This is a genomic window from Streptomyces griseus subsp. griseus, from assembly GCF_003610995.1.
Taxonomy (GTDB): Bacteria; Actinomycetota; Actinomycetes; order Streptomycetales; family Streptomycetaceae; genus Streptomyces.
Genome location: NZ_CP032543.1, coordinates 1998364 through 2020619 on the forward strand (window position 1 = coordinate 1998364; position 22256 = coordinate 2020619).

20 protein-coding genes are annotated in these 22256 nt (G+C 71.2%); 8 read left to right on the forward strand and 12 right to left on the reverse strand.

From position 1 onward, the window contains the following. Window positions 1-187: 187 nt before the first annotated feature. Window positions 188-2665: an excinuclease ABC subunit UvrA gene (locus D6270_RS09255; protein WP_109165853.1), complete on the reverse strand. Its 2478-nt coding sequence runs from the start codon at window positions 2663-2665 to the stop codon at window positions 188-190. Window positions 2666-2763: 98 nt separating this feature from the next. Here D6270_RS09255 and D6270_RS09260 point away from each other — a divergent pair, with 98 nt between their 5' ends. Genes D6270_RS09260 through D6270_RS09270 form a run of 3 tightly spaced genes read left to right on the forward strand, consistent with a single transcriptional unit; the run spans window position 2764 to window position 5107 of the window. Beyond that, complete coding sequence (locus D6270_RS09260) at window positions 2764-3360, forward strand: PadR family transcriptional regulator (protein ID WP_109165852.1); 597 nt, start codon at window positions 2764-2766, stop codon at window positions 3358-3360. Window positions 3361-3362: 2 nt separating this feature from the next. Beyond that, window positions 3363-4340, forward strand: a complete 978-nt coding sequence (locus D6270_RS09265) for an ATP-binding cassette domain-containing protein (RefSeq protein WP_109167528.1) — start codon at window positions 3363-3365, stop codon at window positions 4338-4340. Window positions 4341-4354: 14 nt separating this feature from the next. Further along, entirely contained in the window at window positions 4355-5107 is a 753-nt protein-coding gene (locus D6270_RS09270) for an ABC transporter permease (RefSeq protein WP_109165851.1), read from the forward strand. Window positions 5108-5161: 54 nt separating this feature from the next. Here D6270_RS09270 and D6270_RS09275 read toward each other — a convergent pair whose 3' ends face one another. The 7 genes from D6270_RS09275 to D6270_RS09305 form a co-directional block, all read right to left on the reverse strand. Next, window positions 5162-6430 (reverse strand): AMP-binding protein, encoded by a 1269-nt coding sequence (locus D6270_RS09275; RefSeq protein WP_109165850.1) that lies wholly within the window; start codon window positions 6428-6430, stop codon window positions 5162-5164. Then, complete coding sequence (locus D6270_RS09280) at window positions 6423-7406, reverse strand: aldo/keto reductase family protein (RefSeq protein WP_109165849.1); 984 nt, start codon at window positions 7404-7406, stop codon at window positions 6423-6425. The genes D6270_RS09275 and D6270_RS09280 overlap by 8 nt, the downstream gene beginning before the upstream one ends. A 7-nt stretch (window positions 7407-7413) precedes the next feature. Then, entirely contained in the window at window positions 7414-8934 is a 1521-nt protein-coding gene (locus D6270_RS09285; RefSeq protein WP_109165848.1) for an FAD-dependent monooxygenase, read from the reverse strand. A 13-nt stretch (window positions 8935-8947) separates the two neighbouring features. Next, window positions 8948-10129, reverse strand: coding sequence for a nucleotide disphospho-sugar-binding domain-containing protein (locus tag D6270_RS09290; protein ID WP_109165847.1), 1182 nt, complete (start codon window positions 10127-10129; stop codon window positions 8948-8950). A 19-nt stretch (window positions 10130-10148) separates the two neighbouring features. Next, window positions 10149-11213, reverse strand: coding sequence for a methyltransferase (locus D6270_RS09295; RefSeq protein ID WP_225976801.1), 1065 nt, complete (start codon window positions 11211-11213; stop codon window positions 10149-10151). Between the two features lie 64 nt (window positions 11214-11277). Continuing rightward, a complete protein-coding gene (locus tag D6270_RS09300; protein WP_109165845.1) occupies window positions 11278-12027 on the reverse strand; it encodes an NAD-dependent epimerase/dehydratase family protein in 750 nt (249 codons plus the stop codon). Window positions 12028-12035: 8 nt separating this feature from the next. After that, complete coding sequence (locus D6270_RS09305; RefSeq protein ID WP_158650494.1) at window positions 12036-13064, reverse strand: class I SAM-dependent methyltransferase; 1029 nt, start codon at window positions 13062-13064, stop codon at window positions 12036-12038. Between the two features lie 519 nt (window positions 13065-13583). On the opposite strand from D6270_RS09305, the gene D6270_RS09310 reads away from it, so the two are divergent. Beyond that, window positions 13584-14429, forward strand: coding sequence for an AfsR/SARP family transcriptional regulator (locus D6270_RS09310; protein ID WP_225976802.1), 846 nt, complete (start codon window positions 13584-13586; stop codon window positions 14427-14429). Between the two features lie 111 nt (window positions 14430-14540). Here D6270_RS09310 and D6270_RS09315 read toward each other — a convergent pair whose 3' ends face one another. Next, complete coding sequence (locus D6270_RS09315; protein WP_109165843.1) at window positions 14541-15293, reverse strand: TylF/MycF/NovP-related O-methyltransferase; 753 nt, start codon at window positions 15291-15293, stop codon at window positions 14541-14543. 193 nt (window positions 15294-15486) lie between these two features. On the opposite strand from D6270_RS09315, the gene D6270_RS09320 reads away from it, so the two are divergent. Genes D6270_RS09320 through D6270_RS09335 form a run of 4 tightly spaced genes read left to right on the forward strand, consistent with a single transcriptional unit; the run spans window position 15487 to window position 20061 of the window. Continuing rightward, a complete protein-coding gene (locus tag D6270_RS09320) occupies window positions 15487-16554 on the forward strand; it encodes a glucose-1-phosphate thymidylyltransferase (RefSeq protein WP_109165842.1) in 1068 nt (355 codons plus the stop codon). After that, window positions 16551-17531 carry a dTDP-glucose 4,6-dehydratase gene (gene rfbB, locus D6270_RS09325; RefSeq protein WP_109165841.1) on the forward strand — a complete coding sequence of 327 codons (981 nt, stop codon included), beginning with the start codon at window positions 16551-16553 and terminating at the stop codon, window positions 17529-17531. The genes D6270_RS09320 and rfbB overlap by 4 nt, the downstream gene beginning before the upstream one ends. Further along, window positions 17528-18796, forward strand: a complete 1269-nt coding sequence (locus D6270_RS09330; RefSeq protein ID WP_109165840.1) for a beta-ketoacyl-[acyl-carrier-protein] synthase family protein — start codon at window positions 17528-17530, stop codon at window positions 18794-18796. The genes rfbB and D6270_RS09330 overlap by 4 nt, the downstream gene beginning before the upstream one ends. Further along, entirely contained in the window at window positions 18793-20061 is a 1269-nt protein-coding gene (locus D6270_RS09335) for a ketosynthase chain-length factor (protein ID WP_109165839.1), read from the forward strand. The genes D6270_RS09330 and D6270_RS09335 overlap by 4 nt, the downstream gene beginning before the upstream one ends. Window positions 20062-20141: 80 nt before the next feature. Here D6270_RS09335 and D6270_RS09340 read toward each other — a convergent pair whose 3' ends face one another. The 3 genes from D6270_RS09340 to D6270_RS32885 form a co-directional block, all read right to left on the reverse strand. Continuing rightward, window positions 20142-20570 carry a nuclear transport factor 2 family protein gene (locus D6270_RS09340; RefSeq protein ID WP_109165838.1) on the reverse strand — a complete coding sequence of 143 codons (429 nt, stop codon included), beginning with the start codon at window positions 20568-20570 and terminating at the stop codon, window positions 20142-20144. A gap of 79 nt (window positions 20571-20649) precedes the next feature. Then, entirely contained in the window at window positions 20650-21897 is a 1248-nt protein-coding gene (locus tag D6270_RS32880; protein ID WP_225977033.1) for an FAD-dependent monooxygenase, read from the reverse strand. Further along, a complete protein-coding gene (locus D6270_RS32885) occupies window positions 21894-22232 on the reverse strand; it encodes a hypothetical protein (RefSeq protein ID WP_225977034.1) in 339 nt (112 codons plus the stop codon). The genes D6270_RS32880 and D6270_RS32885 overlap by 4 nt, the downstream gene beginning before the upstream one ends. Window positions 22233-22256 lie beyond the last annotated feature (24 nt).

Genomic DNA, 22256 nt, shown 5'->3' on the forward strand with positions numbered 1-22256 from the left:
TGTCCAGGACTCGGCCTGAGCGGCCGGCCGGTCGACGGCCGTCGTTCCGTGCCGTTCTCGGCTGTCCGACGTGCGGGGACGATCCTTGTGGTCGAGATCGTCCCCGCCGGGCCTCGGCAATCGCTCAAGACGCGCTTGACGCCCTGCCACCGTGCCGTCGGCGGCCCGACCGTCCGGGAGCCACGGCTCAGTCGGCCACGAGAGGCCGCAGGTACCGGGCCGTGACGCCCGGGCCGGCCGCGACGGTCGCCGGAGGGCCCTCGCCGACGACCGTGCCTCCCCGTTCGCCGGCGCCCGGCCCCATGTCGATGATCCAGTCGGCGCAGGCGGCGACGTGCAGATCGTGCTCGGCGATGACGACGGAGTTGCCGGCCGCGAGCAGGGTGTCGAAGGCGTCGACCATGCGCTGTACGTCGGAGGGATGGAGCCCGGTGACCGGTTCATCGAGGATCACCAGGCCCCGTCCCCGACTGCCGCTGCCCATGAGTATGGCGTTGGCGAGCTTGAGGCGCTGCGCCTCACCGCCTGACAACTCGGTTCCGCTCTGCCCGAGTTGCAGGTAGCCCAGCCCCGCCTGCTGGGTGGCGCGGAGGGTGGCGGCGAGGGGTGCGGGGCCGGGGAAGAACTCGGCGGCCTCGTCCACCGTCATGGCCAGCACCTCGTCGACCGACTTGCCGTGATAGGTGACGGCGAGCAGTTCGGGGGTGAACCGGCGGCCCTCGCAGACATCGCACTCGACCCACATGTCGGGCATGAAGTGCATGTCGACCTGGCGCCTTCCGTACCCCTGGCAGGCCTCACAGCGGCCGCCGGGCGAGTTGAAGGAGAACGATCCGGCGCCGTAGCCCAGGCTCTTGGCCTGGGGGGTGGCCGCGTAGAGCTTGCGGATCAGGTCGAAGGCCTTGGTGTAGGTGGCGGGGTTGGACCGCGGGGTACGGCCGATCGGGTCCTGGTTCACCACGGTCACCCAGCCCACCGCCGCCGCGCCCTCGACCGAGGCGACGGCTTCGGGGCATTCACCGCGCAGCGTGGCCGCCAGGCTCGCACCGAGGGCCTCGTGCAGGAGGCTGCTCTTGCCGCTGCCGCTCACCCCGGTGATACAGGTCAGCGAGTTGAGAGGGATGTCCACCCGGTCCAGCCGGACGTTGTGCACGTCGATCCCGACCAGGCCGAGCCGCGGCGCGGCCGCGGCGTCGTAGCGCCGCTCCCGCCGGACCCGGGGGCCGCGCCCCGCAAGGTAGGCGCCGGTGAGCGAGTGCGGGTTGTCGCTGAGCTCGGCGGTGGGCACGGATGCGACGAGGGTGCCGCCCTCGCGTCCTGCGCCGGGCCCCAGGTCCACCACCCAGTCGGCGAGTGCGATGAGTTCGGGGTCGTGCTCGACGAGCAGGACCGTGTTGCCCGCGTCTCGCAGCGCGTGCAGGATCTCACGCAACGGATGCTTGTCGGCGGGGTGCAGTCCGGCACTCGGCTCGTCCAGGACGAAGATGATGCCGGTCAGGTCCATGTTCAGCTGGGCGGTGACGCGGGCTCGCTGCAGTTCACCGCCGGACATGGACGGGGCACTGCGGGTGACCCGCAGGTGGCCCAGTCCCAGCTCGACCATCAGGCGGACCCGTCGGCCGAGGTCGGGCAGCAGGTTGACCGCGACCTCGCGCTGCATGGGGGTGAGGGTGGCGTCGACGGTCGCCACCCAGTCCCGCAGATCCTCGATGGGCATCCGCACGATCTCGGGGTAGGTCAGCCCGGCGACCTTGAGGGTGCGCGGGACGTCGCCGAAGCCGCTGCCCGCACAGCCCTCGCAGTCCTGACGGCGCATGAACCGCGCGTAGTTCTCCTTGCTGCTGTCGGAGGCCGCGGCCTCGTACAGCCGTGAGACCTCGAAGACAGCACCCTTGAGCGGGACGCTGCGTTCGATGACGGTCTCGGTGCCGGACTTCTTCTGCTTGCTGACGATCTTGTAGGAGACCGCCTCGTCCCCCGTGCCGTGGAGCACGGCGTGGCGGAACGCCTCAGGCAGCTCGCGCCAGGGCCGGTCGAGGTCGGCACCGTACCGCTCGGCGAGTGCGGGCAGCGCAAGGTACTCGCCGGAGTTGGCCCGCTCGAACCACTCCCCCGCCCCGGCCCTCAGCGGGAGGTCGGGCCGGGTGACGATCCGGTCCTCGGCCGGGGTGACGACGTAGCCGAGGCCGGCGCACTTCTTGCAGCGGCCCTCCATGCTGTAGCGGTCGAAGTAGGCGCTGGTGAGCCCGCGTAGCTCGGGGAACTCCACGGCTTCCGGGCCCAGTGCGGGCATGCGCGCGAACAGCAGCCCGAGGAAGTCGTTCAGTCCGGTGATGCTGCCCAGGGTCGAGCGGGGACTGCGGTTCAGCCGCCGCTGATCCACGGCGAGGGTCACTCCGAGCCCGGCGATCCGGTCCACCTGGGGGCGGTCCTTGGGCGAGATGAACTGCCGGAAGAACGGCGAGATGCCGTTGAGGTACCGCAGTTGGGCCTCGGCGTGGATCGTGTCGATGGCGAGGGACGTCTTCCCGCTGCCGCTGACACCGGTGAAGGCGACGATCCTGTTCTTCGGGATGGTGACGCTGACGTTCCGCAGATTGTGCGTGTTCGCTCCGACGACCTCGATGAACTCGCCGCCCGGTGCGCCCTCGGCCTCGTGACTCACCACTGCTCCTTCTGCTGGACCTGTACGTGGACTTCCCGCTGTAGCTTGACTCTCGATATTACTCTCACGATACTAGCTTCGTGAATCTAACTCGTCTAATGGCTCTCGGGACCCTTCAGAACGTGGGACCGCTCCACGGCCACGAGATCCGCCGCATCGCGGAAGTGACCAGCGTCAGCAGTTGGGGAGGCGTCAGCGTCGGCGCGCTCTACCGCGAGCTGCGCACGATGGACGAAGGCGGCCTGGTCGAATCCGTCCGCACGGAACAGGTGGGCAGACGCCCCGCCAGGACCGTGTACCGGATCACCCCCTCGGGAGAGGGCGAGCTGCGCGACCTGCGTGAGCAGGCGGTCACCCAGGTGCACCACGGGACGGATCCGTTCGGCGTCGCCCTCCTCTTCACCCGCACCAGCGAACTGCCGACCCTTCTGGACCTGCTGGAGCGGCGCCGCGAAGCCGTCCTGACCATGCGCAACGACATCGAGGCCGAGAGCCGCGCGCTGCGCGAGGCCGGCCAGATCGGGCCGCTCGATGCCGCGATGTTCCGGCGCAGGGTGATGCAGCTCGACGCGGACCTGCTCTGGCAGGACGAACTCGACCGGACGATCACCGAGACGGTCGCGGCCGAACAACGCGTCGGCGAGGAGCTTCCCGCCGACGGGACCACCGGACCCACAGCGGAGGTATCACCGTGAACATGATCGAAGTACACGGCCTGTCCCGGACGTTTCAGGCGCCGCAGGGCGAGGTGAACGCCGTCCGCGGTGTCGACTTCACCGTCGCCGCGGGGGAGATCGTTGGTTTCCTCGGTCCCAACGGCGCGGGCAAGACCACCACGATGCGGATGCTCACGACACTGCTACGCCCCACCTCGGGAACAGCCGTGATCGCGGGCCACGACCTGCTCGGCGACCCGGTCGGCGTCCGCAGGCGGATCGGTTACGTCGCCCAGGGCGGCGGGGCGAATCCCGCGGAGTCCGTGGTCAACGAACTCATTCTCCAGGCCCGGCTGTACGGACTCTCCAAGAGCGAGGCACGGTCACGCATCACCGCCCTGGCGGGCCGGCTGGGTCTCGACGGGCTGGAGGGCCGGCTCGTCAGCAGTCTGTCCGGCGGTCAGCGGCGGCGGCTCGACATCGCGCTCGGCCTGGTGCACCAGCCTCCGCTGATCTTCCTGGACGAACCCAGCACCGGACTCGACCCGACCAGCCGCAACAACCTCTGGGACCACATCCGCAAACTGCGCGACGAGCTCGGCGCCACCGTCTTCCTCAGCACTCACTACCTCGACGAGGCGGACGCCCTGTGTGACCGCATCCTCATCATGGACCGCGGCACCATCCTCGTGGAGGACAGTCCGGAGGAGCTCAAGGGGCGGATCTCGGGCGACACGGTGACCGTCGAGGTCGCCCCGGAGGGCGTCGCGCCCGCCACCGCCGTCATCGAGCGGCTGCCGTCGGCCCGTTCGGTGATCCCCGGCGGAACCACCATCCGCTTCCGCACCGAACACAGCAGCCGGACCATGGTCGACGTCATGCACGCGCTGGAATCGAGCGCGGTCGACATCGTCTCCATCCAGGTCGACCGTCCGAGCCTCGACGACGTCTTCCTCGCCCTCACCGGACAGCCGACCGAAGAACTGCACGCCGCCGCAACCGCCCCCGCCGGCGCCTGAGGAAGGAAACACCTGTGAAGACCCTCCGTGAGACCTTACTCGTCTTCGACAACCAGCTCCGGTTCACCTTCCGGTACAAGATCACCATCGTGCTGGGCATGGTCCAGCCCGTCCTCTACCTCCTGCTCTTCGGCCCGCTGCTGACCAAGCTCGGCGGCATGGGCAGCGGCAACACCTGGCAGACGTTCGTCCCCGGGGTCCTCGTGTACCTCGCACTGTTCGGCGCCGGCTTCTGCGGTTTCGGCATCATCTCCGACGTACGCTCGGGCGTCATCGAGCGGATGCGTGTCACCCCGGTCAGTCGCTTCGCGCTGCTCATGGGACGGGTGTCGCGCGAGGTCGCGATCCTCCTCACCCAGTCCGTCATCATCGTCTCCGTGGGCTTCCTCCTCGGACTGCGCGCCGGCTTCCTGGGGATCCTGGGCGCCGTCGTCCTCGTCGTGCTGCTCGGCATCGCGCTCGCGTCGCTCTCGCTGTCGCTGGGTGTCGCGCTGAAGTCGGAGGACCAGTTCGCCCCGCTGCTGACCTCTGCCGCGCTGCCCGTCATGCTGCTGGCCGGCATCCTGCTGCCGATGGACCTGGCGCCGAAGTGGCTGGACTACCTGTCCCACCTCAACCCCCTGCGCTACATCGTGGACGCCATCCGGGACCTGTTCGCCGACCAGTTCGCCACCAGGGCGGTCCTGGAGGGAACGTGCGTCGCGATCGTGCTCGCGGTGGTCTGCGTCGCCCTCGGCATCCGGACCTTCTCCAAGGAGAACGCCTGACACACGGAAGTGGCGTAGGGGCGTCCCGCTCGAGCGGGACGCCCCTACGCCACTTCAGGCGCGGCCGGTGAGATAGAGGTAGCCCTCCTCGTCCAGCCGGCCCCGGTCGCCGGAGTGCAGCCAGCCTCCGCGCATGACCCGGGCCGTCCCGGCCGGATCGCGCCAGTAGCCGCTCATCATGTGCGGGGCGCGCAGCCAGACCTCGCCACACGCGCCGCAGGGAAGCGGCTCGTCCCGGGGCCCGCGTATCCGGATCTCGACCTCGGGCAGCGCCCGTCCGACGGACCGCAGCAGCTCCGGCCGGCGCGCCGCGGCGGCCAGGTGGTCCTCCTGCCGCAGGAGGGTGATGGCCCGGATCTCGCTGCTGAGGTAGTTCTGTGCCAGGACCGGGCCGAAGACCTCGACCGCCCGCCGCACGGTGGCGGCCGGGACAGGCGCGTTACCGTACGGCACATAGCGCAGGCTGGACAGGTCCGTCCGGCCGACATCCGGGTGGGCGAGCAGCCGCCGCAGGTGACCGGAGAGCAGGTACACGCTGGTGATCCGCTCGGCCTCGACGGTCGCGAGCACCCGGCCCGGGTCGAAGTCGTCCATGAGCAGAGCGGTGCAACCCTGCCTGAGGAGCATGAGCACGACCTCCCCCGCGTTCCCCGCCAGCGGGCTGACCGCCAGGGTGGTGATCCCGGCCGGGAAATCGCCGAGTGCGCCTTCCTCCGGGCGGCGCCAGTCGACCCTCATCCCGGAGAACCGGTGGACGGCTCCCCGCCGGGGACCCGTCGTACCGTGCGACGGGACCAGCAGGGCGATGTCCTCCTCCCGGGCGCGCGGCGCCAACGGCTCCCCGGACTCCTCGGCGGCCCGGGCCAGCAGGTCGCACCCCGCCTCCGGCACTCCCAGCGTCAGCGTTCCGGGCACCGGCTCCCCCAGCACCTCGGCGCCCCGCCGGTCCACCAGGAAGACCGCGGGCCGCACGGAGGCGAGGATCCCGCGCCAGCCTGTCACATCCCCCGGCACGTTGACGTTGAGCGCGGTGAAGCGGCTGCCCAGCAGGTGGGCGGCGAGCCGCAGGGCTACCAGCTCGGGCGGGTTCGCCGTGAGGCACACGATGCCCTCATGGCGGCTGTGCCCCATCCGCTCCAGCGCGCGGGCGATCCGGTAGCTCTGGGCCAGCAGCTCGTCGAACGTGATCTGCCGCTTCCCCGTCCGCAGCGCGATCCGGCCGGACCACCGGTGGAGCCCGGTGAAGAGCTCGGTCACATAGCGGGCGGCTGGCCTGGCGCACAGCCGGTCCTCCACGGCGCCGGTACCGGTCGGCTCACGCATCGGCCGCCCCGTACTCCGCCACCGGGCCGAGCACCTCGTCGATCCGCTCCACCAGGCCGGGGTCGAGTTTCACCCCGGAGGCCGCGGCGTTCTCCCTCACCTGCTCCGGCCGGGACGCCCCGACGACGGCGCCCGCCACGCCCGGCTGCCGCAGCACCCAGGCCATGGCGAGCTGGGAGAGCGTCAGCCCCGCCTCCGAGGCGGGCCCCGCCAGCCGCTGGACCCGCTCGAGCACATCGTCCGCAAGGAAGCGCCGCATGAACCTGGCCCGGCCGCCGATCAGTTCGGCACCGCCCCGTGAGTCCTCGGGCGCTGGCCTGCCGGGCAGGTACTTTCCGCTCAGCACCCCCTGGGCGAGGGTGAAGTAGGGCACCACCCCGATGCCGAGGCGCTCGCAGGCGGGCATCACCCGCGCCTCGGGCTCACGCCAGAGCGCCGAGTACTGGGGCATGTTGTAGATGAGGTGGACCCCCAGCTCCTTCGCCAGTGCCGCCGCCTCGCCGATCTGCTCGGGGGTCCATTCCGAGACTCCCATGTAGAGGACCTTGCCGGCGCGCACCAGGTCAGCGAAGGCGAGCATGGTCTCTTCCAGCGGGGTGTTCGGGTCGTAGCGATGGGCCGTGTAGAGGTCGACGTAGTCGGTGTCCAGCCGCCGCAGCGAGGCTTCGAGACCTTCACGGACGTGTTTGCGGGAGAGCCCCGAGCCGTTCGGCCCGTTACCAGCCGGGAAGAAGACCTTGGTACAGATCACCACCCCGTCACGCGGCTCGCCGGCGAGGGCCCTGCCCAGGAGCTCCTCCGAACGCCCCATCCCGTAGATGTCCGCGGTGTCGAACGTCGTGACGCCCTCGTCCAGCGCCGTGCGCAGACAGCCGAGCACCGTCCCGTCGGGCGTGCTGTCCTGCGGATAGAGCAGATTGCCGAAGACGATCTCGCTGATGCGCAGTCCGCTGCGCCCCAGGTACCGGTGTTCCATCGTCGTCCTACCTCCCGTCCTGGGACCCGAACCACCGGGCCAGCGCATCGCGCAGCCCGCGCTCGGTCCCGTCGTCCGCCGCCCAGGCCACATGGCCGTCGGGCCGCACGAGCAGCGCCGCGGCGGGCGCTCCCGCAGGGCATCGCGCCCGGACCACGTCGATGCGGTGCTCCCAGGGACGGGCGGCCTTGGCCGGTGTCCCGCCCTCGGTCAGGTCGAGGAGCACGCCGCGTCCCGTGTGCAGCAGTTCCGCCAGGCGGCCGCTCCCCTGCCCGCCTTCAAGGACGAGGTCCGGGGCGAACAGTCCGTCCAGCGGGTGCCGTGGCTCCGGACCGTCTCCGCCGTCCGGTGGCCCGCCCTCCTCCGCCGTACCTCCGTACCGGACGTCGACTCCGTTGAGGGCGGCGGTCAGGAGCCGGTTGGTGTCCTGAAGCCCGAGCAGTTCCTCGAAGACCTCCCGCAGGGCGGTCACATGGTGCTCGTCCGGGTTCATCAGCGCGAGCTGGGCGCGGGTGTACGTCAGCACCCGCGCCCCGGCCCGGTGGCGTTCCTCGTGGTACGAGTCGAGGAGTCCCTCCGGTGCCCATCCGCCGATCTCCGCCGCGAGCTTCCAGCCGAGGTTCATGGCGTCGTGAACGCCGGTGTTGAGGCCCTGCCCGCCGATCGGGAAGTGGATGTGGGCGGCGTCCCCGGCGAGGAGGACCCGCCCGGAGCGGTACCGCTCGGCCTGCCGGGTGGCGTCGCTGAACCGGGACATCCACGCCACCGGTTCCGTGAGGCCGAGTTCCCGTCCGTACACCCGGCGGACGCCGGCCCGCAGCTCCTCCAGGGTCACCGGGTCCTGCGGGGACGGATGCTCACGGCCGTACTCGATGACCACCACACGGCCCGTTCCGCCCTCCGAGGGGAAGGCGAGCACCACCACGCCGGCCGGGGTCCTCTGCCAGCGGCGGGGAACGTCCTTCTCCGGAAGTGTGACGTAACCGATCATGGCGCTCACCGAGGCGGGGAAGCCGGGGAAGGGGATGCCCGCGAGGCGGCGCACCGTGCTGCGCCCTCCGTCGCACCCCACCAGGTAGCGGGCACGCACCTCATGGTGGCCGTCCGCGGTGCGGATACCGACGCTCACCCCGTCGGGGTCCTGGCGCAGCGCGACGACCTCGTGCCCGCGCCGGATCGGCACGCCGAGTTCGGCCGCACGGGCGGCGAGCAGTTCCTCGGTACGCGACTGGGGGACCAAGAGACTGTACGGATGCCCGGTGTCGAGCGTCCCGTGGTCGAGCCCCTTGCTGAAGATCCCGGCGAACGGCAGCCCGGACACCGTGTCGGCCCCGTCCTCGAACCGGTCCAGCAGTCCGCGGATGTCCAGGCATTCCACCGTGCGGGTGTGCAGCACGCCGGCCCGGTCGTGGCCCGCCGGTTCCGTGAGCCGGTCGACCACCAGCACCCGGACACCGGCCAGCCGCAGTTCGCAGGCGAGCGTCAGGCCGACCGGCCCGCTGCCCGCCACGACGACGTCGTACTCCATGGGGGGGGTCTCCTCAGTCTCCGGTGTCCGCGCGCGCACCGCGCGGGAGCGTCTCCTCGATGAGGGCGACGGTCTCGAGCGGGGACGGCATGGCCTCGATCTCGTCCCGCAGCCCGCGCGAGGCCACCGCGTACGGCGCGTCCCCGCGAAGCAGCTCCGTCACCGCGGCACCGATGGACTCGGCGTCGGCGTGCGCCGCGGTGAGCTGGACACCGGCACCGGCCGCCTCCAGCAGGTCCGAGTTGAGGCGTTGCTCGAACAGGTGCGGCATGGTCAGCTGGGGCACTCCGAAGCGGGCCGCGGACAGGACGGTCGTCGCTCCGCCGTGGTGGACCACGGCGGAGCAGCTGGGCAGCACCGTGTGGATGGGGAGGTCCTGCACGATCCTGGCCCGGCCTCCCACGTCGCCCAGCAGCTCCCGCTCCGCCCCGGTCACCGCGACTACCGGCTCCACGTCCAGGCCGGCGAGGGCGTCGAGCACCGTCGGGACCAGGAACATGTCCAGCTCGGCCGTCGCGGTGGACGTGAAGGTGCCCCACGTGACGCAGACCCTGGGGCGGTCCGGTGTTCCGAGGACCCAGGGCGGCACCACGCCCGGCCCGTTGTACGGCACGTAGCGCAGGGGCAGCGACGGGCCGGAGGCGTCGAGGTGCAGGCTCGGCGGGGTCGGGTCGACGGCGAGCCGGTCGAAGGTGTCCGGCGGCCGTACCCCGTACAACTCGTAGGTGGGGCCGAGCCGTTCCAGGACGTGGTGCGCGAGCCACTTCCCCGGGTCGGTGGCGTACACGTCGGGGCCCCACGCGTGCCGGACCAGCGGGGCGCCGGACACCTCGGCGGCGACGGACGCCGCGAAGGCCACCGGGTCCCGGATGACGAGGTCGGGCTTCCAGGACTCGGCGAACCGAACGAGATCGGGGGCCATCATCTCCGCGACCCGGTGGAAGATCGTGATGATGGCGTCCCGGCTCCGGTACTGGGCGGGGTCGGTCTCGGCGACGAACTTCCGGTGCAGCTGGGCGAAGTCGACGTCGGGGCCCACGGGTACAGCGGTCAGGCCCGACTTCAGCACGGTCTCCACCACGTGCGGCTGGGCCGCGACGCGCACCTCGTGCCCGGCGGCGCGAAAGGCCCAGGCGAGCGGGACCATGAACATGTAGTGCGACGGCCAGGCCGCGGTGGTCAGCAGAACACGCATAGGAAACTCCGTGGGAGGGTCAGGAGGGCTTGGACGCGATGAGGACCCGGTCACCGGTCAGGCTCTCCACCCTCTCGGCCGACTCGAACCGGAAGCCCGCGTGCTCCACGTAGCCGCGGCACTCCGCCACGGTGTACTCGGATCCGCCGTCCCGCATGATCGAGCAGTTCAGGCTCTGAAGGAGGGCGACGGCGTCGTCGCGCTCGTCCGTGAGCATCGCGTCGTAGACGACGACCCTCCCGCCGGGCCGCACGGCGGCGAAGACACGTTCCAGCAGCCTCTCGCGGGCGGCCGGGGGCCAGTCGTGCAGGACATGTCCGAGGATCACCACGTCGGACTCGGGCAGCGGGTCGTCGAAGAAGTCGCCCGCCGTGAAGCCGACCTGCGACGCCGTACCCAGAGCCGCCATGTGTTCGTCGAACAGGGGGCGGACCGCGGGCAGGTCGAACACGCCTCCGCGCAGATGCCCGTGGGTACGGACCAGGCGTGCCGCGACGTTGCCGCGCGCCCCGCCCACGTCGAGGAACGTGCGGTGCCGGGACCAGTCCACGCACCGGCCGAGCTCGTGCGCGACGAACGTGTTGAAGGCATCCATGTGCCCCATCAGCCGCCGCACGTTGTCCAGGTTCTCGAAGTCCTTGTGGAAGTCCAGCTGGACCTTGGCGGGGTCACCGCCGGCCGTGGCGGGCGGGCTGTCGGCGGCCGGTTCGTTCCTCAGCAGGTCGGTCAGGGACGCCCAGGACCGGTAGTGGCGCCGGGCGTGCTGGGCGATGCTCCCGCCCAGATAGCCCGGTGCGTCCGGAACGAGGAACGCGGCCGCCTCCGGCTTGTTGGAGTAGTGGCCGTCCTTGCGCTCCAGCAGGCCCAGGCCGACCAGGGCGTCCAGGAAGTCGGCTCCGGGCCGGGCGCGCACGCCCAGCCGGCCGAAGACGGTCTCGGCGGTGGCGGGTTCTTCGGCGAGCAGGGCGAATAGGCCGAGCTCGACGGCGCTCTGCAGCACCTTCGACTGAAAGTAGGCGGTGTTCAGCCGCAGCAGGGTCCGGGCCGCCGATGCCGGATCGGCGATCTGAGTCGGAGTGGTCACGGTCGTCATGTCGGGCCTTTCGGTGGGTGCGTGGGGATCCGCGCCGGGCGGGACCCCCGGGCTGTCAGGCGGAGGCCTCGGGCTGTCCCGCCAGGTACCGGTCGATCACCGTCCGGTAGTAGCCGGGGCCGAACCCCGGGCGGGCTTCGGCGGGCAGGAGGCCGAGCAGCTTCTCGTTCGAGACGGGGTGGTCGTCTGCGACGTGCTGGACGTGCTTGCGCGCCACGGTGCCCAGCCGGGCCTCGAGATGGCCGACGATCTCCTCGATCGGTACGGCGTGCCCGGAGGCCACGTTGACCACGTCGTGCGACACCCCCTCGGCGAGCAGGGCGTCGACGATGGTGACGACGTCGACCACGTGGATCACGTCCCGCCGGGCGCCGTGGTGGACGCGTACGGCCCCCGCACGGATCTGTGCGAGCAGGGACGGGACCAGCTGGTGGGCGCGCTGGCCCCAGCCCACGGTGTAGGCGAGGCGGAGGACGAGCGTCTCCACCCCGGAGGCGCGGAGCACGCCCTCCATAGACAGCTTGTGCCGTCCGTAGGGTGAGCTGGGGAAGACCGGGCCGTCCTCGCCGCCGTGGCCCCCGGTGCCGTACATGCCGCTTCCGCAGGTGGAGAAGTACACGAGCCGCAGGTGGTCCTCGCGGCAGCGTTCCAGCACCTGGTGGAGCAGGTCCGCCTCACGGGCGAACTCCGGCCCGGAGGTGCTGTGGGCGCTCGAGACTCCGGCCGCGAAGACGACGGTCCCGGGATGCGCGGGGGCCAGGGGCGCGAGCCTGCCGGCGAGAAACCCGTGCCCGATGATCTCCATGACACCTCTCAGACACGGTCGGCGATGAGCACGCGCAGCGGGTTGTCCGGGAGGCCGTGGACCTTCGGTGGCGCGAAACCGGCGGCGGTGACCATCTCCTCGTAGTCGGAGAGGGGGTGCACCTGCCCCTGGGAGGTCCAGGCCAGCATCAGGGCCGAGAACAGGTGGGGTACGGGGTCAAGGTGCGGCGGCCCGTCGCCGGTGCTGATCGCGATGGCGACGAGCTGTCCGCCGGGCCGGACCGCGTCGGCCGTCCTGGCCAGCAGTCGCTTCGCCCGCTCGGTGGAGAAGTGGTGCAGGACGTTGGCGACGACCACCACGTCGTACGGCCCTCCGAGCGGTACCTCGAACATGTCACCGGGGATGAAGTGCGCGCGGTCGCGCACCCCGAGCCTCTCCGCGTTGTTCTCGGTGACGGCCAGGACGTTGGGCCAGTCCAGGGACCAGATCCGGGCGCGGGGATCGTGGGCGGCCAGGGTGTACCCGTAGAGCCCGTGCCCGCAGGCGATGTCGAGCACCTTCACCTCGTCGCGCTCCTTCGTCCCGGGCAGCACGTGGCGAGCGACCAGCTCCGCGATCGGCGGGGTGTTCAGGGTGCCCAGCGCGGCGAAGTCCTCCCAGAACGTGTACGCGGGTGTCTCGGCGTTCACCTCCATCACGGAACCGCCCGAGCGCACCGCGTCGCCGAGGCGCTTGATCGCGTCCCACTCGTAGTCGCTGGCGGCAAGCCGCACGGCGTCGCCGTAGTAGTCAGGGTGGGTGGTGACCAGGGTGCTGTCGGCGCCCGGCGCGAGCGAGAACCGGTCGTCGTCCTTCACCAGCAGGCCTGTCGCGGCGAGGGCGTTGAGCAGGATGCGCATGCCGCGCGGGTCGGTTCCGCAGAAGGCGGCGACCTCGTCCGGGCCGGCCGGCGCTCCGGCCACGGCGTCGAACACCCGTAGTTCGACCCCGGCACGGAGGATGCCCGTCCTGCGTACCGCGGACATCATGGTCAGCAGGCCCTGGCGGGTGACGGTGGGTATGTGGTCCTTGGTCATCGATCTCTCCCGGCGTGAGAAGGCGCGCTGCCCGTTCGCTTCCGGATCCTGTGGCCGACAGCTGGCAATTCGCTCGAGAGCCGGTGGAGCCGGACAGGCGCCGGCGCCAGAGGGTGCGGAGTGCATCAATTTCTGCCCAGCCCGGTCGGCCGATCGATTCGTAACTTTATGTGACAATTTTCGAGCCGAACATATCGAACACCCGCCCGATTACACTGACTGCCGACCCCTCACCCGGAAGCGCCAGGGTCGGGTCGCTACCCCCCGTGTTCCGCGACGGAGGCCACCCCACCCCGGGACCGGCGACTTCGAGCCGACCTGGCGTCGGCGAACCGCGGAGGGCATACGCCGGAGGACCATGACGAGGGTGGGGGAAGCCCACCGGAACTCGCTTGACTCATGAGAATAATCTCAGGAGACTAGCTTCGAGAATCAATCTCGACGACCGGAAACGGGGCCATAGTGACCTACGGCTACTGCACGGAACGCATCGAGTTTCAGTTACTTGGTTCACTCGGCTTGCGGACGTCCGACCACCCCAACCTGGCGGACGAACTCACTGCCCCCAAGCCGCGGAAGATCATCGCCTTGCTGGTCATGCAGGCGAACCACATCGTGCCCACGACGGCGATGGCTCGGGAACTGTGGGGCGACAACCCGCCCGCCAGCGTTCAGACCACGCTGCAGACCTACGTCCTCCAGGCCCGCAGACTCCTCGGTCGCGCCCTGTGCCTCTCGCCCGCGGACGTCGCCCGGCGGATCCTCGTCACCAAGTTCGGCGGTTACCAGCTGAACGTCAGTCACGGCTCCGTCGACGTGAACGAGTTCGCCCGGCTGGCCGCCGAGGGCCAGCACGCGTTCCTCGAGGGTGAGGACGAGAGAGCCGTCCGGTTGCTGACCGAGGCCCTCGACCTGTGGAGCGGACCGCCGCTCGTAGACATCCAGGCGGGACCGCTGCTGTCCGCGGAGATACGGCGCCTGGAGGAGAACCGGCTCACGGTGCAGATGCAGATGGTCGACGCCAAGCTCCGTCTCGCCCTGCACGACCAGCTTCCGGGCGAACTGGCGGGGCTGGCCGCCCAGTACCCGAGGAACGAGAACCTGCACGCCCAGTACATGCTCGCGCTGTACCGCTGCGGCCGCTGTCCGGACGCTCTGGACGTGTTCCGGCGGTTGCGCGAGCGGCTCGTCGACGAGCTGGGCCTGGAGCCCTCGCTCAAGATCCAGGCCCTGCACCGGGCGATGCTCGCAGCCGATCCCGCCCTCGACCACGGGGCGGTCCCCACCGAAGGCAACCTGCTGCTCGACCGGTTCGCCCCCACCGCCCCCGGCCGTGAGCCGTGGGCCACCCGCCGGGCCGGCTGACCGCTGCCCTCCCCCACCCACATCCGCCCTCTCACCGTTCGACCACCCGCACGAGCCGGCCACGACCCTGGTCCCCCGCCCCTATGGGCGCGCTCCGGGGCCGGCCGCGCCTCACCCGGTCCTGCGCCAGTGCACGCCGCAGGTGTCGACGGGCTCGATGGGCTCCTCGATGCCGTACCGGCTGCGGTAGTCCCACACCGCCTGCCGGCAGGGCTCGATGTTGTAGTCGTCGATGATGACGAACCCGCCCACCGACAGCTTCGGATACAGATGGGTCAGCGCGTCCATCGTCGACTCGTAGAGATCCCCGTCCAGTCGCATCACCGCGAGGGAATCAACGGGTGCGCCGGGCAGAGTCTCGTTGAACCACCCCGCCAGGAAATCGACCTGGCCGTCCAGCAGTCCGTAGCGGGAGAAGTTCTCCCGTACCTCCTCCTGGGAGATCTTCAGAACGCCGTTGATGCGGTGCAGCGCCATGTCCCGGTCCAGCGGATGACTCGCGGAGTGCACGACGGGCACACCCTCGAACGAGTCCGCCACCCACACCCGGCGGTCCCGCACCCCGTACGCCTCCAGCACCGCACGCATCAGGATGCAGACCCCGCCGCGCCACACCCCCGTCTCGATCAGGTCGCCGGGGACCTTGTCGCGGATCACCCGCTCGACACACGCCTGCACATTCGCCAAACGCTTCAGGCCGACCATCGTGTGCGCCGTCGTGGGCAGGTCGAGTCCCTGCGAGCGGGCCTTCGTGTCGTAACCGTCGAGGTCGCCGTACCACCCCACCGGGGCGTCCTCGTAGACCACGTTCGCGAGCACCCGTTTCATCAGTTCCAGATAGAGCTCGCCACCCCTTGAGAGCATGCTTCCTCCTGCGCGTTCGCCGGCCTGGTGAGCAGCCCACCGTAGAAACGCCTCCTCAGCACCAGCTCGAAGTCTGCTCGAGATGGGCGAGCCGGGCGCGTTCGAGTCCCGCTCGACCCGCCCTGTGGGGGCAGCGCGTTACCAAGGACCTCATCTGCCCATCCGGACCCGGCGACGGGAAAGAGGGATTCACGTGAAGGCTCTGGTTCTGGCCGGCGGAATGGGGACGCGGCTGCGCCCGCTCACCCACTCCATGCCGAAACAGCTGGTCCCCCTCGCGAACAAACCGGTGCTGTGCCACGCCCTGGAGGACATCGCGCGGGCCGGTGTCACGGACGTCGGCATCATCGTGGGGGACTGGCACAAGGAGATCGAGGAGGCGGTGGGGGACGGCGGGCGCTTCGGCCTGCGGATCACCTACCTGCCCCAGGAGGCGCCCTTCGGCCTGGCCCACTGCGTACTGGTCGCGCGGGAGTTCCTGGCGGACGACGACTTCCTGATGTACCTCGGGGACAACGTCTTCGCCGACGGCGTCCACGCGCTCGCCGACGCCTTCCGCCGGGACCGGCCGGCCGCCCAGGTCGCCGTGACCGCCGTGGACAGCCCCCAGGAGTACGGCGTCGCCGTGACCACCTCGGACGGCCGGGTGCTCGGACTCCAGGAGAAGCCGCGCGAGCCGAGGAGCGACCTCGCCGTGACCGGCGCCTACTTCTTCACCCCGGAGATCCACGACGCCATCGCCCGCATCCGGCCCAGCACACGCGGCGAGTGGGAGATCACCGACGCCATCCAGGCCCTGATCGACCGGGGCAGCGAGGTGCGGGCGGTGCGGCTGTCCGACTGGTGGAAGGACACCGGGCGCGTGGAGGACATCCTCGACTGCAATCAGCTCCTGCTCGACCACGTCACGACGTCCGTCCGCGGTTCCGTTGACGCGGCGAGCACTGTGCTCGGTCCGGTCGTGGTCGAGCCCGGCGCCCGCATCATCCGCTCGCACCTGCGCGGACCGCTGATCGTCGGCGCGGGCTGCGTGGTCGAGGACAGCTATGTCGGCCCGTACTCCGCCGTCGGCGCGAACTGCGCCCTCACCGACGCGGGCATCTCCCACTCGATCATGCTGCAGGACGCGACCGTCACCGACGTCAACGGCATCCACCGCTCGGTCATCGGCCGCTCAGCCCGGGTGGGCGCCCCCGTGAACGGCACGGGACGCCACCGGCTCGTGGTGGGCGACCACACCGAACTCGAAGTCGTCGCATGAGGGTCCTCGTCACCGGCGGCGCCGGTTTCATCGGGTCGCACTATGTGCGCAGCCTGCTGTCCGGCGCCTACGCCGGGTACGAGCGAGCCCACGTCACCGTGCTGGACAGACTCACCTACGCGGGCAGCACCGCCAACCTGCCGATGACCCACCCCCGGCTGACCCTGGTCCGGGGCGACGTCTGCGACCGGCGACCGCTGCTCGATCTGCTGCCGGAACACGACGCGGTGGTGCACTTCGCGGCCGAGTCGCACGTGGACCGCTCCATCCACGACGCCTCCCTCTTCGCCCGTACGAACGTGGTCGGCACCCAGAACCTGCTCGACTGCTGCGTGCGCACCGGTGTGCGGAAGGTGGTGCACGTGTCGACCGACGAGGTCTACGGCTCCATCGACGAGGGCTCCTGGACGGAGGACCATCCGCTGGAACCCAACTCCCCCTACGCCGCCTCGAAGGCGGGGGCGGACCTCATGGCCCGCGCCTACGGGCGCACCCACGGGCTCGACGTCTCGGTCACCCGCTGCTCCAACAACTACGGCCCCCACCAGCACCCGGAGAAGCTGCTCCCGCACTTCATCACCCGGCTCCTGGACGGGCTCCAGGTGCCGCTGTACGGGGACGGCCGCCACGTACGCGAATGGATCCACGTGGACGACCACTGCCGCGCCGTCCAGCTCGTCCTGGACAAGGGAGCGCCGGGCGCGGCCTACAACATCGCCGGCGTCGCGCGGTCCAACGAGGACATGACCCGCGACCTGCTGCGCCTGTGCGGCGCCGACTGGAGCCGGGTGCGCAGGGTCGAGGACCGCAAGGGCCACGACCGGCGGTACGCGGTGGACGACTCCCTGATCCGCGACACGCTCGGCTTCACACCCCGTATCCCGCTCGAAGCCGGACTGGCCGGCCTCGTCGACTGGTACCGCGCCCACCGGGCGTGGTGGCAACCGCTCACCCGCACCGCCCAGGAGGCCAGATGAACAGGCGTGTCGTCCTCACGGGAATCGGTGTGGTGGCCCCCGGCGGCACGGGCACCAAGGCGTTCTGGGAGCTGATCACCTCCGGGGGCACGGCGACCCGGCCGATCTCCCTCTTCGACGCCTCCCCGTTCCGGTCGCGGATCGCCGCCGAGTGCGACTTCGACCCCGCCGCGCACGGACTGACCCACAAGGAGACCCGGCGGATGGACCGAGCCGCCCAGTTCGCAGCGGTCGCCACCGACGAGGCCGTCGCCGACGCCGGACTGGAGTTCCACCGCACCGACCCCGCACGGGTGGGAGTCACGGTCGGCAGCGCGGTCGGCTGCACCACCAGCCTGGAACGCGAGTACACCGCGGTCAGCGACGGCGGCCGGGACTGGCTCGTCGACCACACCTACGCCGTACCCCACCTCTACGACCACCTCGTCCCGAGCTCGATGGCCGCCGAAGTGGCCTGGCGGGTACGTGCCGAGGGCCCCGCCTCGGTCGTCTCGACCGGCTGCACCTCCGGGCTCGACGCGGTCGCCCACGCCCGCGGCCTGATCCTGGAGGGCAGCGCCGACGTGATGGTGGCCGGCGCGACCGACGCGCCGATCTCCCCGATCACCCTGGCCTGCTTCGACGCCATCAAGGCGACCACCCCGCGCAACGACGACCCGGAGCACGCCTCACGTCCCTTCGACGCCACCCGGAACGGCTTCGTGCTGGGCGAGGGATCCGCGATGTTCGTCCTGGAGGAGTACGAGCACGCGGTACGCCGAGGGGCGCGCCCCTACGCCGAGATCACCGGCTTCGCCTCCCGCTGCAACGCCTTCCACATGACGGGCCTGCGCCCGGACGGCAGGGAGATGGCCGAGGCCATCGGGCGGGCGCTCGCCGAGGCGGGGGCCCGCCCCGACGACATCGACTACGTGAACGCGCACGGCTCGGGCACCAAGCAGAACGACCGGCACGAGACGGCCGCCTTCAAGGCCGCGCTCGGCGAGCACGCGTACGCCGTCCCCGTCAGTTCCATCAAGTCGATGGTGGGGCACTCGCTCGGGGCGATCGGCGCGATCGAGATCGCCGCCTGTGCGCTGGCCGTCCGGCACGGCGTCGTCCCGCCGACCGCCAATCTGCACGAGCCCGACCCCGAGTGCGACCTGGACTACGTGCCGCTGCGCGCCCGGCACCGGGCGCTGGACAGGGTGCTGACCGTGGGCAGCGGATTCGGCGGCTTCCAGAGCGCCATGGTGCTCGCCGCCCCCGAGGAGCGTGCGTCATGAGACCCCCCGCACTCACCGGCATGGGCGTACTGGCCCCCAACGGGGCGGGCCAGCAGGCCTACTGGGCCGCAACCCTGCGGGGCGAGAACGGGATCGGGCGGATCACCCGGTTCGACCCTGCGTCCTACCCCGCCAGGCTGGCCGGGGAGATCGGCGGGTTCGATGCGTCGGCCGAGCTGCCCAACCGGCTGATCCCGCAGACCGACGAGGTGACCCGGCTGTCCCTGGTGGCCGCGGGCTGGGCGCTCGCCGATGCCGCGCTCGACCCCGCGGCCCTGCCCGAATACGCCATGGGTGTCGTCACCGCCAATACGGCGGGCGGATTCGAGTTCGGCCAGCGGGAGCTGGAGAACCTGTGGTCCAAGGGCAGCGGTCATGTGAGCGCCTATCAGTCCTTCGCCTGGTTCTACGCCGTCAACACGGGGCAGGTCTCCATCCGGCACGGCCTGCGCGGGCCCGGTTCCGTCGTGGTGGCCGACGGGGCCGGCGGCCTCGATGCCCTCGCCCAGGCCCGCCGGATGATCCGCGGCGGCACACCCCTGGTGCTGGGCGGTGCGGTGGACGGTTCGCTGTGCCCGTGGAGCTGGACGGCCCAGCTGACGGTCGGGCGCCTCAGCACCCGCGAGGACCCCGCCGACGCCTACCTCCCCTTCGACGCCCGCGCCTGCGGACACGTGCTCGGGGAGGGCGGCGCCCTGCTGGTCGTCGAGGACCAGGACTCCGCCCGGGCGCGCGGCGCCCGTGTCCACGGGCTGTTGGACGGCTGTGCGTCCACCTTCGACCCCCGGCCGGGGACGGGCCGCCCGCCCGGTCTGGAACGGGCGGTGCGCCGGGCCCTGGAGGATGCGGCCTGGGATCCGGCCGACGTGGACGTGGTCTTCGCGGACGCGGCGGGCAGCCCGGGACCCGACCGGGAGGAGGCGGACGCCCTCGCCGCCGTGTTCGGCCCGCACGGTGTGCCGGTCACCGCGCCGAAGACAATGACGGGGCGGCTGGCGGCGGGGAGCGGCCCGCTGGACGTGGCGACCGCCCTGCTCTCCTTCGCCGACCAGGTGATCCCGCCGACGGTGCATGTGCGCGAACCGGTCCAGGCCTACCGGCTCGACCTCGTCACCGCGCCCCGGCGGGTGCCGCTGCGCCGTGCGCTAGTCCTCGGCCGGGGGCACGGCGGGTTCAACTCCGTGGTAGCGGTGTCGGCGCCGCCCGAGGCGGGTCCGGTCCCCTCCCCCTCGGGAACATCGGCCCGAACCACACTCGGGGCCTGAGGAACCGCGCGCGGCGCGGTGGAGGTCCGGCCCGTCCCCCGGGTGGTGCGCGGGACGGGCCGGACCCTTAGGTGGTTCCGTCAGGCGCCGTCGCGGGTGACCACCCGGGCGCGCACCTTCCACTCGCCGCCCTCGTCCACCAGCACGTCCTCGCAGACGCAGGCCCGGTGCAGACGGGGGTCACCGCCCCGGGGGGTCAGCACGACCAGGGCGTAGCAGCGCACCAGGACCGTACCGTCGTCCTGCACGGTGATGTCGAGCATGCCGTGCCAGTGCCGATGGGTCTCGTCGGCGGCACGCTGGGCGGAGTACGCCCGGCTCGCCCCCTCGGCCAGTTCGGCACGGCCGCGGCTGGGCTCGGGGCGGCCCGGAAGGGCGAAGGTGCCGTCCGCCGTGAAGGTACGCGCCCATTCCTCAGCGCGGCCGGTGTCCAGCAGCTGCATGTGGCGGGCGTAGAACTGCTCGATGCCGGCGCGCAGCCGTTCCTGCGGGAGGAGGGCGAGATCCATGCGAAGTCCTCTTTCTCTCGACGGTTCCTGACGGTTTTCTGACGGGTTCCTGACGGGGCGCACGGGAGTGGAGCCCGGTCTACCCGGGGGCGAACAGGTCGGAGCGCACCCGTGCGGCCGGGTTGCCCAGCGCGATGTGCCGGGTGATCTTCGGGCCGATGGGCGTGCGCTGGACGAGGCCGGCCAGCCGGGGACGCACCACCCGGGCCACCCGGCCCTGCGAGAGCATCGCCTTGGCCTGCATCGTCTGTGTCTTCATCACCTGGTCGATGTCACGGGAGCGCGGCAGTGCGTAGGCGTCCAGCCGTCCGGCCGAGAAGTCGCCGTCGCGCAACGCCTCCACGAGGACGGGGTGCAGCAGGGCGGCGTCCTGAAGCGCGAGGTTGATGCCCTGGGCGCCGAGCGGGCTGTGGGTGTGCGCGCTGTCCCCGATCAGGACGAGGCCGTCGCGCACCCACTCCCGCGCGCGTCCGGCGAAGACGTCCAGCAGGGTGAAGTCGGAGAGCGCGTGGACGTGCCGGGCGAGCCGGTCGGCGTACGCGGGGACCGCGCGGGCGATCTCGGACCTGATCGTTTCGACGCCGAGCGTGGCCATCTCGGCGTACCCCTTGTGCGGCAGGGTCCAGCCGAGCTGCACGGTGCCGGGGTACGAAGGGTAGACGAGCACCGGCCGGCCCGCGGCCCGGAAGACGCGCACGTGCCGGCCGGGTGGTTCCTCCTGCGGCAGTTTGAACCACAGCACGTCGAAGGCGAACACGTCCTGCCGATCGGCTCCGATCCCGGCGAGCCGCCGGGTCTTGGAGAACCGTCCGTCGGCGCCGACGACCCATCCGGCACGCACGGTGTGGGGACCGGCCCGGCCCTCGGCGACGGCACCGCGGACGGCTCCGTCCTCCTCGACGAGCGCGCTCAGCCGGTGTCCGTCGAGATAGCGGAAGCCGTCGAACCCGTGGCAGCGGTCGAGCAGTTCCGCCAGTACGTGCCGCTGCGGAACACTGAGCAGGCGGTTGTACGGCGCGGGCAGCCGGTCGTAGGCGATGTCGAGGAGCACCCGCTCGCGTTCCACCAGCTGGAATCCGTCCAGCCAGTACCCGCCGCGCGCGGCGGCGGGTGCCAGCACGCCGAGCTGGTCGAGCAGGGCCAGCCCGCCGGGCTGGAGTATCTCGCCCCGGTACTCACGCGACATGGAGGTCGCGCGTTCGACGAGGGTGACCTGTACTCCGGAGCGGAGCAGGAGCAGGGCGAGGGTCAGCCCGGCGGGGCCTCCGCCGATGACACAGACGTCCGTCGTGGAGCCGGTCGCGCGGGGGGTCTGGTCGATGGTCATCCGAGGGGCTCCTGTGAGGTGAGGTCCGCGATGAGCGACGTGGTGTGGGTGCCGTCGGCGAAACGCGGAGCGTCCAGCACGCGGCGCAGGAAGGGGATGTTCGTACGCACTCCGGGACCGTTCACGTGGAATGCGTCCAGTGCCCGGCGCATCCTCTCCCGGGCCTGCGCGCGGTCGGGGGCCCAGGTGATCACCTTGGCCGGCAACGGGTCGTTGGCCGCCGATACGCGGTGCCCGGGGAAGCAGTCCGTGTCCACTAGGACGAACGGTCCCGCCGGAGCGGTGAACTCCTCGACCGGGCCGTGCGTCGGCGGGAGGTCGCGGGCGGGGTCCATGGCGTTGACGGCACTCGATCGCGG